Source organism: Poseidonibacter sp., assembly GCF_041821165.1.
Classification (GTDB): domain Bacteria; phylum Campylobacterota; class Campylobacteria; order Campylobacterales; family Arcobacteraceae; genus Poseidonibacter.
Window position 1 is genome coordinate 1 of record NZ_JBGUES010000049.1, and the last position, 13,708, is coordinate 13,708.

Genomic DNA, 13,708 nt, shown 5'->3' on the forward strand with positions numbered 1-13,708 from the left:
TATTCCATTTGTTCTTGAGATACAAATTGTCCTGCACTATTACATAGTAAATTTACAATCTCTTTTTCTTTTGATGTAAGTTTGATGGGATCACTACCATAGTATAATGTACTTGATTCTTTATCATATAAGTACCCATATTTTAATTGAATAGTCCTAGATTTATTTTCATTATTTATTGATAATTGATGTTCTAACGTTTTATTAATCTTTGTAATTGCATTAAGTTTCTGTGTATTTTTATTATCTATTTCAGATTTAGATAACGCCATTTCTATAGCTGCATGTAATGCTTGCTTCTTGTATGGTTTTATGATATATCCATATTGAGATGTTTTTGATGCTTCTCTTATTGTAATACTTTCTGAATTAGCTGTAAGAAATATTATAGGAACTTGAGGAATAATATGTTTTAGTTCTAACGCTAAATCAATTCCCGTAGCTGGTCCTTTTAAATAAATATCCATTAAAATTAAATCAGGAACAACCTTTGTTTCTATAAGTTTTAATGCTCTACATCTATTCGGAACTATACCACAACAGTCATAATCTAGCTCTTTTAAAATCTCTTTTAAATTCATTGCTATTATTGTTTCATCTTCTACAATTAAAATTTTTATTTTACTCATAATTTTCTTCTTTTTTAGGAAATTCTATATTACATTCTAAACCATTGTTATTTTTAAATTCAATTTTACCATCAAGTTGGTCCTCAACAATTGAAAAAATAAGTTGCGTTCCAATTGAATCAGAACATTCTATATTATCAATAAAGGTGATTTCATCACCATTATCTTTCAATTTGAATTCGATTAAATCATTATTTGTTTTAATATCAATTGATAATTTATTATCTCTATCTTCTTTAAAAGCATACTTTAACGAATTTACACATAATTCATGAAGAATCATTCCAAGCTGAATACATCTATTTGTAGAAAATGTTAAATTTTCTACATTTAAATCAATTGTTAAATGAGTATTAGTTGAACAATATAAATCCCTTATATCTTCAACTAACCTTTTAATATATTGAGAAACATTTATATAAGCCAAGTTTTCGCCTAAATATAAGAATTCATGTACTAATGCCATTGTATGAATTCTACTTCTACTTTGTTGTAATATGTAGATCATATCTTTATCTTTTGTTCTTCTTTCTTGCATATTTAGTAAAGAAGAAATGATTTGCATATTATTTTTAACTCTGTGATGAATTTCTTTTAATAAAATATCTTTTTCTGTTATAGATTTTTGTAACTCTTGATTCATCTTAGTAATTTCCATTTTAGCTGCTAATCTATTAGTAACGTCTCTACCAAAAGCACATATATATTCTGTACCTTTATAATTAAAGCTATGACCAGATACTTCAACAGGAAATAAAGTCCCATCTTTTTTTATTTGTGTTGTTTCTAATCTCCAATCTTGAGTGTTCTTAATTTCTTTCATACATTTAGCTGCACTTACTCTATTGAAATTTGGATCCATTTTTTCTAAATACATACCAATAAATTCACTTTGGGTATAACCTAATTTATCACAAGCTGCATCATTAGCATATATTATTTTTGCATCAAGTGTAAACCAATATATTGAATCAACAGAGTTATTAAGTGCAAATTCATATGGCATTAATTTTTCTTGATCTTCGTTTTTTAACTCTTTATATGATTTGTCAATTTTAGTTATAACTTTTTGCATATGTCTTAACATTAAAAAAAGTAACAAACTTGTTAACATTAAAAATATCACTCCAAAAGTTAGTGATTCATTGTAAGCGGGGTTATGTATAAAAAATATTTTTATTAATTGATCTAAAAATATGATTCCAACTGCTCCTACAATAATATATGTTATTGAGAATTTTTCTGGAATAGATTGATTATTAAAAATATATTTTTTTAAAGAACTCATTTTTCTCCTTTTTGCAAGTTCAAAAAATTATATCATAAATCTTTTTTTTAATTTAACATTGCGATAATTTTGCGATTCTTTTTCATTAAACTTCAATTGGAACTAAAATTTGATGATTGGATAAGGTAATAACAATGGGTGAATTAGCAACAACTCAAAAAAAATATGTGCATGTAACAGATGTTAAAAAAAATGGACTGGTTGAGTTTGATTTTGCTGTTGATGATCCATGTATGTATGTTGAACTTGCTTTACCAAAAAAGCAATTTGATGAATTTTGTCAAAAAAATAAAGTTACTTATTTAACTAGAGAAGAAGAGATTGCCGTTGAAAATGACAAGTATAAATGGCGATATGGTGTAATTGGTACTTTAACTAAATAAAAGGAGTTTATAAAAATGTCTATAGATATAAAAAGTGTAAATATTAAACCAAAAAGAGAAACTTTTGGACATGTTGCAAGAAGAATTGGTGAAGGTAAAATGGCTTCAAGATATGAAGAAGCTACATATGATATTCAACCTACAGCTAACTTTCATTATAGACCACTGTCTAACCCAAATTATGAGTTATATGATGTTAGAAAAACAGCATTAAAAATGGAAGATTGGTATAAATTTTTAGATCCAAGACAATTTCATTATGCTTCATATGTTAGTGCAAGAGCTAAACAACAAGAAGTTGCAGATCAAAATTTCATTTTTGTTGAAAAAAGAAATATGTTAGATGTTATGCCTACTGATGTTAAAAACTTAATTTTAGAGTTTGTATTACCAATTAGACACTATGAATGGGGTGCAAATTTAAATAATTTACAACTTGTTTCAGAAGGTTATGGAGCTGCGTTTACATCTGCTGCAATGTTTCATGCAGAAGATAGAATAGGTACAGCACAATATATTACAAGAATTGGTTTATTATTAAGTGATAATGATACAACAATACTTGATGACTCAAAAGAGACATGGTTAAATAACCCTATATTCCAACCTTTAAGAAAAGCAATGGAAGACTCTTTTGTATTAAAAGATTGGTTTGAATTACATATTTCACAAAATATTGTATTTGATGCATTTGTTCATTCATTATTCTTTAATGTTCTTGATCAAGAATTAAATAAAAAAGGTGGTTCTGCACAATCTTTAATGACTGAGTTTATTACTTCATGGAGTGAAGAGTGTGAAAGATGGTTAGATTCTACTATTAAAGTTGCAGCTAGTGAATCTGAAGAGAATAAACAATTAGTAAATGACTGGTGTAAAAAATATATTGATATTGCTTTTGATGCTGTATCACCATTAGCGCAAAATATTGTTGAAAATAGTGATGAAGTTATGAATAATATTAAAGATGAATTAGTTACAAGATTAAATAAAAATGGTTTAAACCTATAGGAGATATTGATGTCAAAAGTATTTTTAGCATTACAAGCAGTTGAAGAATCAAGATTAATTGTAGAAGCAATTTTAGAAGATAATCCAAACGCAGAAGTTGAAAACGAATCAGCAATGGTTAGAATTTCATGTGAAGGTAAACTTGTAGTAAAAGCAGAAACAGTATCAGAAAAAATCGGTAGAGACTGGGATCCACAAGAGTTACAATTAGTTTTAATTACATTAGCAGGTAATGTTGATGAAGATTATGATCATTTTACAATTTATTGGGAAAATTAGGAGGATATTATCATGACTATGAACACAAAAGTAAGAAAAAAACGTCTAAATATGAAAGACAAATACAAGGCTAATACTAGACTTGGTTGGGATACAACATATCAAGATATGGATGATGTTTTTCCAAAAGATAAATTTGAAGGTATTAAAATTCACGATTGGGAAGCGTGGGAAGATCCATTTAGAATGACTATGGATGCATACTGGAAATACCAAGGTGAAAAAGATAAAAAACTTTATGCAATTATTGATGCTTTTGCTCAAAATAATGGACAAAAAAATATTACTGATGCAAGATATGTATCTGCATTAAAACTATTTTTAACAGGTGTTTCACCATTAGAGTACCAAGCACACAGAGGTTTTGCTGATGTTGCAAGAAACTTTAGAGGGGATGGTCCAAGAGTTGCTTGTCAAATGCAAGCAATTGATGAATTAAGACACGTTCAAACACAAATTCATACTTTAAGTCATTATAATAAACACTTTAATGGTTTCTCTGAGTTTGCTCATTGGCATGATAGAGTTTGGTATTTATCTGTTCCTAAATCATTCTTTGATGATGCAAGAACTGCAGGTCCATTTGAGTTTATGATTGCGATTGGTTTTTCATTTGAGTATGTTTTAACAAACTTACTTTTTGTTCCATTTATGAGTGGAGCTGCATTTAATGGTGATATGGCAACAGTTACATTTGGGTTCTCAGCTCAAAGTGATGAAGCTAGACATATGACTTTAGGTCTTCAAGCTATTAAATTTATGTTAGAGCAAGACCCAGATAATGTTCCAATTGTTCAAAAATGGATTGATAAATGGACATGGAGAGGATATAAAGTTCTTGGACTTGTATCAATGATGATGGATTATATGTTACCTGAATCTCCACAATCTTGGAAAGAAGCATGGGAATTATATTTTGAAGAAAATACAGTTGCTCTATTTAAAGATTTAGAAAGATATGGTATTAAAGTTCCTGATTGTGCTGGTACTGTAAGTGCTGAAAAAGATCATTTATCTCATCAAATTTGGATGACATTCTATACTCATGCAGCGGCAGCTCCTTTTCACACTTGGTTACCAGATGAGAAAAAAATGGATTGGCTAAGTGAAAAATATCCAGATACATTTGATAAATATTACAGACCTGTATATGAACATTGGGGAAAATTAGAAAAAGAGGGTAAAAGATATTATTCTGAAATGCTTCCACAATTATGTCAGACATGTCAGATTCCAATGTTATATACAGAAGTTGGAAAAGGTGAACCAACACAAATTGTACATAGACAAACTATTTATAATGATGAGAGATTCCATTTCTGTTCAGATCATTGTAAAGATATATTTGAAAATGAACCAGAAAAATATACTCAATCATGGTTACCAGTTCATCAAATATTCCAAGGTAATTGTGGTGGAGCAACGTTACCTGATGTATTAAAATGGTATAAAGTTGAAAATGGCGTGGATAACTTAGACTATGTTGGCTCACCTGATGAGAAAACATGGAAAGAATGGAAAGGAGAAGAATAATGGCAGTTGTAGCAAAAACAGAATATCCAGCAATTATGATGGATAGTGTTGATAAATTTCATGGTAATCAATTAGTATATATAGGTTGGGATAAACATAGGTTAATAAACTCAGCTATGACCTTCCCTTTGCCTCCTTCTATGCCATTTGGTGCATTAGTTAGTGAAGTCATTCCCACGTGTTTCAAAGATCATCCAGATTTTGAAAAAGCAGACTTAAGTGATAGTTCGGTTATTTGGAGATTAAATGGTGAAGAATTCACACCAGATTTTGAACAATCGTTGATAGATAATGGTATTGATCATAAATCTTTAATAAGATTTGAAACTCCAAATCTAACAGGAATTAATGGAGTTGGAATTTGAGTTATGAAGTTGAAATCGAACCAACTGGTGATGTAATAACAGTAGAGGATGGTCAAACTATCCTTGATGCTGCATTACGTCAAGGTGTTTATATACCTCATGCATGTTCACACGGGTTATGTGGAACATGTAAGGTAGAGATTTTAGAAGGAGAAGTTGACTACGGTGCAGCTTCACCTTTTGCTTTAATGGATATGGAAAAAGATGAAGGTAAATGTTTAGCTTGTACAGCAACTCCAATGGAAAACTGTGCAATTGAAGCAGATATTGATCAAGATCCAGATGCAAGAACTATTCCTGTAAAAGATTTTATGGGTACAGTTGTTGAAATTAAAGAATTAACACCTCGAATTAAAGGTATTTTTATAGAACTTGATGAAGAGATAGAATTCCAAGCAGGTCAGTACATTCAGTATTATGTTCCAGGTTTTGAAGAACCAAGAGCATTCTCTTTATGTAATTCATCAAATAATAAAAAAATAGTAGAATTAAATATTGCTTTAGTACCTGATGGCGAAGCAACACCTTGGATACATAAAAATGTAAAAATTGGGGCTAGAAGAAAAATAGCAGGACCATATGGAAGATTTTTTGTAAGAGAATCAGCAAATAAACCTATGATATTTTTTGCAGGTGGTTCAGGATTATCAAGTCCGAAATCAATGATTTTAGAACAACTTGAAAACGGTTCTAAAGAAAAAATTGTTTTATTCCATGGTGCAAGAAACGAAGAAGAGTTATATTATTCAGATTTATTTAGAGATTTAGACTCAAAATATGAAAATTTCACTTATGTACCTGTTTTATCTGATAAAGATATTAAAGGTTGGAATGGTGAAGTAGGATTTGTTAATGATGTTGCATCAAAAATGTTTGACGCAGATTTCTCTGGAAATAAAGCATACTTATGTGGTCCTCCACCTATGATTGATGCTTGTATTACTACATTAATGAGAGGAAGACTTTATGAAAAAGATATTTATACTGAAAAATTCTTTTCTAAAGCTGACTTAAACGATACTACACAGCGTTCACCGCTATTTAAATCTATCTAATTCAAAGCTAAATACTCTTTATGTATTTAGCTTTTCTACTTTCTACAAAGCCCAAAATACCTATATATTTATTATAAAATTGCGATAATTGCGATTTTTCTGCGAATTTTTTCTACTATAGTATTCATAGTAAAAGTATGATTTATAATTTATTTTATATAAATTATGACTTATATATTTTAAAGGATTTACTAATGAATAGTTCAAAATATCAACTTAAAATGGTAGGGCTAAACAAAGTAATCACTGTTTGTGATGATAGTCATTTATTAGATTCAATGTCTAAAGGTGGAATTGAAATTGCACCTAATGGCTGTCATGGTGGTGGTTGTGGTGTATGTAAAATCAAAATTCTTAAAGGTGAAGTAAAAACACTTTGCATGAGTAAGAAATATATAACTGAAGATGAAAAAAATGATGGTTATTCACTTGCTTGTAGAGCTTTTCCTTTAACTGATATAGAGTTTGAATTTATTGGAAAACCAATTTGTAAAGTTAATAAAAAAAAGAAATACGGATTCGTATAAATAATAAGGAGTATATAGTGGGAATTATTAGAATTGGACATATTAATATTAATGCTATTGATATTGAAGTAGCAAAGAAATATTATACAAAAGTTATGGATATGAGAATTACTCATGAAGATGAGGATGGAAAAGTATATCTTAAATGTTGGGATGAATGGGATAAATATTCTGTTATTTTAACACCAAATGATAAAGCAGGTATGAATAATATTGCCTATAAAGTTGCTAAGGATTCTGATTTAGATGATTTAAAAACTAAATTGAAAAATTATGGTGTAGATGTTAGAGAAAAAATGGAAGGTGATATTCCTTTCTGTGGTAGAGCATTAGAATTTAACTTACCATCTGGTCATGAAATGATTCTATATGCACAAAAAGAATTTATTGGAAAAGATGTTGGTGTTACTAATCCAGAGCCATGGCCAGATGGATTAACTGGTGTAGGAGCACATTGGTTAGATCATGCTTTACTTATGTGTGAATTAAATCCAGAAGCTGGAATTAATAAAGTTGCTGAAAATACTAAACTTTGTGAAGAAGTATTTGACATGAAACTTGCTGAACAAGTAATGGTTGGTCCTAATGGTGATGTCCAACTTGCAACTTGGTTAAGTGCTGGAAATACTCCGCATGATATAGCATTTGTAGGTGGTCCAGAAATGGGACTTCATCACTTTGCATTCTTTTTAGATGATTGGGCAGATATTTTAAAAGCTGCAGATGTATTATCTAAAAATGATGTAAAAGTTGATGTTACTCCTCAAAGACATGGAATTACAAGAGGAAATACAATTTATTTCTTTGACCCATCAGGAAATAGAAATGAGACTTTTGCAGGACTTGGTTATTTAGTTCAACCAGATATGCCTACAGTAACATGGACAGAAGATAAGCTATGGAAAGGAATTTTTTATCATACTAATCAACCAGTTGAATCATTTACTAATGTATACACATAGGATTAAATTTGATTACTAATATCAGTAAAAATATTAATTACAAAGCAGCTTTAGCTGCTTGTAGGGCAGCTGTAGAAAAAGCAATTGAATTGAACATAAAAATAAATGTAAGTGTAGTTGATAGTTCAGGACTAGAACTAGCTTTTTTAAGAATGAATGACTCTTTTATTCACTCAATAGATATTGCTAAAGATAAAGCATATACAAGTGCTAGTTTTGGGTTTCCAACTGGTCAATGGACAGATATTTTTAAGGAAGCACCTCATTTAGAACAAGGTTTTTCAAATAGGGATAGATTAATACCTTTTGGTGGTGGTCTTCCAATATTTGAAGAAGATTTTAAAGTTGGAGCTATTGGTGTTTCTGGAGGAACAGAAGAAGAAGATATTACATGTGCAAAATTTGCAATTGAACAAATAGGATTTAAATAATGAACAAAGTACAACACTATATTAACGGTCAATTTATGGACTCACAATGTGGAGAGTTTTTTGATAACTTTAACCCAGCAAATGCTGAACTAATTGCTAAAGTAGCATTAGGTAGAGAACCAGAAGTAGATGCAGCAGTTGCGGCTGCAAAAGCAGCTTTAACTGGTGAGTGGGGACAAATGAAGCTAAACGATAGAATAGCTTTAATGTATGAAGTAGCAAATGAAATGGATAGAAGATTTGATGATTTCTTAGAAGCAGAATGTTTAGATACTGGAAAACCATACTCAATTGCAAGACATATAGATATTCCAAGAGGAGCTGCAAACTTTAAAGTATTCGCAGACACTATGAAATCTGTTGCTGATGAAGCATACAGAATGGATACTCCTGATGGAAAAATCGCAATGAATTATTCAATGAGAAAACCAAAAGGTGTAATTGCTGTTATTTCTCCTTGGAATTTACCATTATTATTAATGACTTGGAAAGTAGGTCCTGCATTAGCATGTGGAAATACTGTTGTTGTTAAACCATCACAAGTAACTCCTACAACTACATCATTACTTGGTGAAGTTATGTCTAAAGTTGGAATGCCAGCTGGTGCATATAATGTTGTTCAAGGTAAAGGTTCAATTACAGGTAATTTACTTACAGCTCATAAAGATATTGATGCAATTACATTTACAGGTGAAACAAAAACTGGTGAATTAATTATGAATGCTTGTTCTAAAGGTGTAAGAGATGTTTCTTTAGAGCTTGGTGGAAAAAATCCAGCTGTAATTTTTGCTGATTGTGATATTAAAAAAGCAGTTGCAGAAACTACAAGATCAGCATTTGCTAACTCTGGACAAGTTTGTTTAGGAACAGAAAGAGTTTATGTTCAAAGACCAATTTTTGATCAATTCTTAAAAGAGTTTAAAGCATCAGCGGAGAAATTAAAAGTTGGTGTTCATAATGATGAAACAGTTGATATGGGACCAGTTGTAAGTGCTGCTCATAGAGATAAAGTTTTAGAATTTTATGATATTGCTAAAAAAGAGGGTGCTAATGTTGTTTTAGGTGGTGGTGCTCCTAAAATGGAAGGTGAATTAAAAGATGGTTTCTGGGTTGAGCCAACTATCTGGACTGGACTTTCTGAAGATGCAACTGTTGTAAAAGAAGAAGTATTTGGACCTTGTTGTCACGTACAACCTTTTGATACAGAAGAAGAAGTTATTAAAATGGCAAATGATACACAATATGGTTTAGCTGCAACAGTATTTACTGAAAATTTAGATAAAGCTCATAGAGTTGCTTCGCAAATTGATGCTGGAATTGTTTGGGTTAATTCATGGTTCTTAAGAGACTTAAGAACTCCATTTGGTGGTATGAAAGGTTCAGGAATTGGAAGAGAAGGTGGTCACCACTCTTTAGAATTCTATACTGAACTTAAAAACGTTTGTATAAAAATGTAAGGTAATAAAATATTATGATGAATACAGAAAAAATTGAAAAATACGGTAATGAATTATATGAAGCCTTAAAAGGTAATTATTCAATTGAACCAATATCAAATAGAGAACCTGAATCAACTATTGAAGATGCTTATGCAATTCAACACCATTTTTTAAAAAGAAGAATGGAAGATGATGGTTCTAAAATCATTGGTAAAAAAATTGGAGTTACATCAAAGGTTGTTATGGACATGTTAGGTGTTCATCAACCTGACTTTGGATATTTATTATCTGATATGATTTATTCTGATGGTGACACTATTGATGTTACAAATGGAATGATTCAACCTAAAGCTGAGGGTGAAATTGCCTTTGTTTTAAAAGAAGATATCCAAGGACCAGGTGTTACAGCTGCTGATGTTATTAAAGCTACAAAATTTGTAATGCCATGTTTTGAAATTGTTGATTCAAGAATCAATAACTGGAAAATTAAAATACAAGATACAGTTGCTGATAATGCTTCTTGTGGATATATTGTATTTGGTGGACAAGCAGTTGATCCAAGAGATGTTGATTTAACAACTTGTGGAATTACATTAGAAAGAAATGGCGAATTATTACATACAGGTGCAGGAGCTGCTGCTCTTGGTAGTCCTGTAAATGCAGTAGTTTGGCTTGCTAATAAATTAGGTGAATTTGGAGTTGGTTTAAAAGCTGGAGAAGTTATTTTATCAGGTGCATTATGTGCTATGGTTGATATTAAACCAGGTGATAATATGACAGCTAGTATTGGTGGAATTGGTTCTGCTTCTATTAGATTTGAATAAAAAATAAGCAAGTCGTAGCTTTCTTTTGGATTTACCTCTTTAAGTAGAATTTATTTCTATTCTTAAAGAGGTAATAAAATAAAAAGGTCCGTTTAAACTTGGGACAATTTTAAGGATAAATTTATGAAAATTAATTGTGCATTAATTGGGTCTGGTAACATTGGTACAGACTTAATGTATAAACTTCAAAGAAGTGAAGTATTAAATCCATTATGGATGGTAGGAATTGATCCTGAATCTGATGGATTATTAAGAGCCGAAAAAGCAGGTATGAAAATAACAGCTGACGGTGTTGATGGTTTATTACCTTTTATTAAAGAAGATGGAGTAAAAATTGCATTTGATGCAACTTCTGCTTATGTTCATGGTGAAAATAATAGAAAATTAGCAGAACATGGAGTTCAAGTTATTGACTTAACACCAGCTGCAATTGGACCATTTTGTGTACCTTCTGTAAATATGGATGATTTATTATCTCAAAATACTCAAAATGTTAATCTTGTTACTTGTGGTGGACAAGCTACAATTCCTATGATTGCAGCAGTTTCTGCTGTTCAAGAAGTTGAGTATGCTGAAATTATTGCAACTGCTGCTTCTAAATCAGCAGGTCCTGGAACTCGTGCTAATATTGATGAATTTACTGAAACTACAAAACTTGGAATTGAACAAGTTGGTGGTGCTAAAAAAGGTAAAGCAATTATTATTTTAAATCCAGCAGAGCCACCTTTAATGATGAGAGATACAATTCATTGTTTAACAAGTGAAAAACCAGATGAAGAAGCTATTACTAAATCAATCCATGAAATGGTTGAAAAAATGAAAGAGTTTATTCCTGGATATACATTAAAAAATGGACCAGTATTTGATGGAAATAAAATTTCAATTTGGTTAGAGGTTGAAGGTTTAGGGGATTACTTACCAAAATATGCAGGTAATTTAGACATTATTACTGCTGCTGCTAGTAATATTGCTGAACAAATGGCCAAAAAAATACAAGGAGCATAAGAATGGATTTAAGAGGTAAAAAAATTACAATACATGATATGTCTTTAAGAGATGGTATGCACTCTGTTAGACATCAATTTACACTTGACCAAATGACAGCAATGTCAACTGCTATGGATCAAGCAGGTGTTCCTATGATTGAAGTAACTCATGGTGATGGACTTGGTGGTTCATCATTAAATTATGGTTATGGATTACATACAAATGAAGATTGGTTAGATGCAGTTGTTCCAAATATGACTAAAGCTAAAATTTCTGCTTTATTACTTCCTGGTATTGGAATTGTAAAAGATTTAGAAAGAGCTGTTGATCATGGTATCACTACAGTTAGAGTTGCAACTCATTGTACTGAAGCTGATTGTTCAGCTCAACACATTAAAGCAGCAGTAGGAATGAAACTTGATACTGTTGGTTTTTTAATGATGGCTCATATGGCTGATGAAAAAAGATTAGTTGAAGAAGCAAGAAAAATGGTATCTTATGGTGCTAATTGTATTTATGCAACTGATTCAGCTGGTTACCTTTTACCTGATATGGTAAGTTCAAGAATTGCTGCACTTAAAAAAGAGTTTGGTGATGAAATTGAATTAGGATTCCACGGTCATAATAATATGTCTATGGGGGTTGCAAATTCACTTGCTGCTATTGAAGCAGGAGCTACAAGAATTGATGCATCACTTGCTGGTTTTGGAGCTGGTTCTGGAAATACTGCAACTGAAGTTTTAGTTGCTGTTTGTAATAGAATGGGTGTTGAAACAGGTATTGATTTAGATAAAATTGAAGATGCTGCTGAAGATATTGCTTTACCAATTATGGGTAAACCAACTAGAATTTCAAGAGATTCTTTAACACTTGGTTATGCTGGTGTTTACTCTTCTTTCCTTTTATTTGCAAGAAGAGCAGAAGCTAAATATGGAATTGATGCAAGAACTCTTTTAGTTGAATTAGGTAAAAGAGGAATGATTGGTGGACAAGAAGATATGATTGATGATTGTGCAATGGAAATGGCAAAAGCTAAAGGATTAATATAATGGCATTAGATAAAGCAACGATAGAAAAATTAGCAAAACATTGTGAAGATGCAGAAGTTAATGCATATGAAATCACAAAAATTACAGATGATTACCCAGAAATGACATATGAAGATGCATATGATATTCAATGGACAGCTAGAAGAAATAAAGAAGCTAGAGGTACTAAGATTGTTGGTATGAAAATGGGTCTTACTTCTCAAGCTAAAATGAAACAAATGGGTGTTCCAAATCCTTGTTATGGTTACTTAGCTGATTATTTTGCATTTGGCGATGGTGCTGAAATTAAATTTGATGAATTAATTCATCCAAAAGTAGAAGCAGAAATTGCTTTTGTTTTAAAAGATGATTTACAAGGTCCTGGATGTCATATTGGTGATGTACTAGCAGCAACTGATTTTGTTATGCCAGCTGTTGAAATTATTGATTCAAGATATAAAGATTTTAAATTTGATTTAAAATCTGTTATTGCGGATAACTCTTCATCTTCAAGATATGTATCTGGTGGTAGAGCAAGAGATCCAAAAGATTTAGACCTTAAAACACTTGGTGTTGTAATGGAAATTAATGGTGAAGTTGTACAATTAGGAGCTGGAGCTGCTGTTTTAGGACATCCTGCTACTGCAATTGCTATGCTTGCTAATATGATGGGTGAAAGAGGTGAAACTCTAAAAGCTGGTCAATATATTCTTTCAGGTGCAATTACTGCTGCTGTTACTGTTAATAAAGGTGATAATGTTACTGTTAAGTTCCAAGACCTTGGATCAGTATCAATGAAATTTGTTTAGGCTTTAATTTTTAAAGCCCTTTAATATTTTCTTTTTTTAAGATGATTTTTCTATCTTATTAAAAGAACTTATAAATAAAAAGTTCCTTTAAACAGGGACTATTTAAAGGAAATATATGCCAATAGCTACAATTAACATAATTGAGGGTAGAAGTGATG

16 protein-coding genes are annotated in these 13,708 nt (G+C 30.9%); 14 read left to right on the forward strand and 2 right to left on the reverse strand.

The window, feature by feature from the left end; translation table 11 throughout:
* Nucleotides 1–629, reverse strand: a 629-nt coding sequence (locus tag ACERKK_RS05735; RefSeq protein WP_373772126.1) for a response regulator, incomplete at its 3' end; no start/stop codon positions are given.
* Complete coding sequence (locus ACERKK_RS05740; RefSeq protein ID WP_373772127.1) at nt 622–1,917, reverse strand: sensor histidine kinase; 1,296 nt, start codon at nt 1,915–1,917, stop codon at nt 622–624. The genes ACERKK_RS05740 and ACERKK_RS05735, both read right to left, overlap by 8 nt.
* 134 nt (nt 1,918–2,051) lie before the next feature.
* Between ACERKK_RS05740 and ACERKK_RS05745 the strand changes: the two genes are divergently transcribed.
* The 14 genes from ACERKK_RS05745 to dmpH all read left to right on the forward strand — a co-directional run bounded on the left by ACERKK_RS05745 (nt 2,052) and on the right by dmpH (nt 13,550).
* On the forward strand, nt 2,052–2,300 hold the full coding sequence (locus ACERKK_RS05745; protein ID WP_373772128.1) for a phenol hydroxylase subunit: 249 nt from the start codon (nt 2,052–2,054) through the stop codon (nt 2,298–2,300).
* 15 nt (nt 2,301–2,315) lie between these two features.
* Nucleotides 2,316–3,311 (forward strand): phenol hydroxylase, encoded by a 996-nt coding sequence (locus ACERKK_RS05750; RefSeq protein WP_373772129.1) that lies wholly within the window; start codon nt 2,316–2,318, stop codon nt 3,309–3,311.
* A gap of 9 nt (nt 3,312–3,320) precedes the next feature.
* Nucleotides 3,321–3,590: an MmoB/DmpM family protein gene (locus tag ACERKK_RS05755; protein ID WP_373772130.1), complete on the forward strand. Its 270-nt coding sequence runs from the start codon at nt 3,321–3,323 to the stop codon at nt 3,588–3,590.
* Nucleotides 3,591–3,602: 12 nt separating this feature from the next.
* On the forward strand, nt 3,603–5,123 hold the full coding sequence (locus ACERKK_RS05760) for an aromatic/alkene/methane monooxygenase hydroxylase/oxygenase subunit alpha (RefSeq protein ID WP_373772131.1): 1,521 nt from the start codon (nt 3,603–3,605) through the stop codon (nt 5,121–5,123).
* A complete protein-coding gene (locus tag ACERKK_RS05765; RefSeq protein ID WP_373772132.1) occupies nt 5,123–5,488 on the forward strand; it encodes a phenol hydroxylase subunit P4 in 366 nt (121 codons plus the stop codon). The genes ACERKK_RS05760 and ACERKK_RS05765 overlap by 1 nt, the downstream gene beginning before the upstream one ends.
* Nucleotides 5,485–6,543, forward strand: a complete 1,059-nt coding sequence (locus ACERKK_RS05770) for an NADH:ubiquinone reductase (Na(+)-transporting) subunit F (RefSeq protein ID WP_373772133.1) — start codon at nt 5,485–5,487, stop codon at nt 6,541–6,543. The genes ACERKK_RS05765 and ACERKK_RS05770 overlap by 4 nt, the downstream gene beginning before the upstream one ends.
* Nucleotides 6,544–6,737: 194 nt before the next feature.
* Entirely contained in the window at nt 6,738–7,070 is a 333-nt protein-coding gene (locus tag ACERKK_RS05775; protein ID WP_373772134.1) for a 2Fe-2S iron-sulfur cluster-binding protein, read from the forward strand.
* Nucleotides 7,071–7,087: 17 nt separating this feature from the next.
* On the forward strand, nt 7,088–8,032 hold the full coding sequence (locus ACERKK_RS05780; protein ID WP_373772135.1) for a catechol 2,3-dioxygenase: 945 nt from the start codon (nt 7,088–7,090) through the stop codon (nt 8,030–8,032).
* A gap of 8 nt (nt 8,033–8,040) precedes the next feature.
* On the forward strand, nt 8,041–8,463 hold the full coding sequence (locus tag ACERKK_RS05785) for a heme-binding protein (protein WP_373772136.1): 423 nt from the start codon (nt 8,041–8,043) through the stop codon (nt 8,461–8,463).
* Entirely contained in the window at nt 8,463–9,920 is a 1,458-nt protein-coding gene (locus ACERKK_RS05790; protein WP_373772137.1) for a 2-hydroxymuconic semialdehyde dehydrogenase, read from the forward strand. Before ACERKK_RS05785 ends, ACERKK_RS05790 begins: the two co-directional genes overlap by 1 nt.
* A gap of 14 nt (nt 9,921–9,934) precedes the next feature.
* Complete coding sequence (gene dmpE, locus ACERKK_RS05795) at nt 9,935–10,726, forward strand: 2-oxopent-4-enoate hydratase (protein ID WP_373772138.1); 792 nt, start codon at nt 9,935–9,937, stop codon at nt 10,724–10,726.
* A gap of 123 nt (nt 10,727–10,849) precedes the next feature.
* On the forward strand, nt 10,850–11,731 hold the full coding sequence (locus tag ACERKK_RS05800; protein WP_373772139.1) for an acetaldehyde dehydrogenase (acetylating): 882 nt from the start codon (nt 10,850–10,852) through the stop codon (nt 11,729–11,731).
* Nucleotides 11,732–11,733: 2 nt separating this feature from the next.
* Nucleotides 11,734–12,762, forward strand: coding sequence for a 4-hydroxy-2-oxovalerate aldolase (dmpG, locus tag ACERKK_RS05805; protein ID WP_373772140.1), 1,029 nt, complete (start codon nt 11,734–11,736; stop codon nt 12,760–12,762).
* Entirely contained in the window at nt 12,762–13,550 is a 789-nt protein-coding gene (dmpH, locus tag ACERKK_RS05810; protein WP_373772141.1) for a 2-oxo-3-hexenedioate decarboxylase, read from the forward strand. Before dmpG ends, dmpH begins: the two co-directional genes overlap by 1 nt.
* The last annotated feature ends 158 nt before the right edge of the window (nt 13,551–13,708 follow it).

Bases quoted from the DNA above. Each gene is read 5' to 3' on its own strand.
- ACERKK_RS05740 (WP_373772127.1), bottom strand. From the start codon at position 1,917: ATGAGTTCTTTAAAAAAATATATTTTTAATAATCAATCTATTCCAGAA.
- ACERKK_RS05745 (WP_373772128.1), top strand. From the start codon at position 2,052: ATGGGTGAATTAGCAACAACTCAAAAAAAATATGTGCATGTAACAGAT.
- ACERKK_RS05750 (WP_373772129.1), top strand. From the start codon at position 2,316: ATGTCTATAGATATAAAAAGTGTAAATATTAAACCAAAAAGAGAAACT.
- ACERKK_RS05755 (WP_373772130.1), top strand. From the start codon at position 3,321: ATGTCAAAAGTATTTTTAGCATTACAAGCAGTTGAAGAATCAAGATTA.
- ACERKK_RS05760 (WP_373772131.1), top strand. From the start codon at position 3,603: ATGACTATGAACACAAAAGTAAGAAAAAAACGTCTAAATATGAAAGAC.
- ACERKK_RS05765 (WP_373772132.1), top strand. From the start codon at position 5,123: ATGGCAGTTGTAGCAAAAACAGAATATCCAGCAATTATGATGGATAGT.
- ACERKK_RS05775 (WP_373772134.1), top strand. From the start codon at position 6,738: ATGAATAGTTCAAAATATCAACTTAAAATGGTAGGGCTAAACAAAGTA.
- ACERKK_RS05790 (WP_373772137.1), top strand. From the start codon at position 8,463: ATGAACAAAGTACAACACTATATTAACGGTCAATTTATGGACTCACAA.
- dmpE (WP_373772138.1), top strand. From the start codon at position 9,935: ATGATGAATACAGAAAAAATTGAAAAATACGGTAATGAATTATATGAA.
- ACERKK_RS05800 (WP_373772139.1), top strand. From the start codon at position 10,850: ATGAAAATTAATTGTGCATTAATTGGGTCTGGTAACATTGGTACAGAC.
- dmpG (WP_373772140.1), top strand. From the start codon at position 11,734: ATGGATTTAAGAGGTAAAAAAATTACAATACATGATATGTCTTTAAGA.
- dmpH (WP_373772141.1), top strand. From the start codon at position 12,762: ATGGCATTAGATAAAGCAACGATAGAAAAATTAGCAAAACATTGTGAA.